We start from the raw sequence: 601 nt of genomic DNA, 5'->3' as shown, positions 1-601 counted from the left end.
CATCAGCATTAATCATGCTTGACATCGATCACTTTAAAAAAGTTAACGATACCTATGGACATCCATTTGGTGATGAAGTGATACGTGAAGTCGCTAATTGTTTACGTAAAAACATGCGTACAACAGATATAGCCGGGCGTTATGGCGGCGAAGAGTTTACCTTGATCCTGGTTGATACTGACTTAAAAAATGCCCGTTTCGTTGCTGAGCGTATTAGGCAGTCGATTGAGGAATGTGAATTTTACTATCAAGGAAAGCTTGTAAAAGTAACTGCAAGTATCGGAATCGCACATATCACGGGCAATATTCCTGATTATAAAACCTGGATTAAAACAGCTGATATGGGCCTATATATAGCTAAAGATGCTGGCCGAAACCAGATTGGTATTAGTGATCATTAGTTAATTTTCAGATAAAAACAGCGCTGATAATTTAGCCTATATATAGCTAAAGAAGCTCGCCGAAACCAGATTGGTATTAGTGAGCATTAGTTGATTTTATGATAAAAAGCAGCGCTTATAATTCAGCCTATATATAGTTAAAGAAGCTGGCCGAAACCAGATTGGTATTAGTGATCATTAGTTAATTTTCAGATAAAAAC

General features: G+C 36.9%; 1 protein-coding gene. It reads left to right on the top strand.

Annotation, left to right across the window (positions count from 1 at the left end; translation table 11 throughout):
• Nucleotides 1-401 (top strand): GGDEF domain-containing protein (locus AC4GME_RS17300; RefSeq protein WP_490379885.1); only part of this gene is annotated, 401 nt, incomplete at its 5' end.
• Between the last annotated feature and the right edge of the window lie 200 nt (nucleotides 402-601).

The sequence above is a fragment of the Psychromonas sp. genome (assembly GCF_983033635.1).
This window is presented reverse-complemented; position numbering and strand designations above follow the sequence as displayed.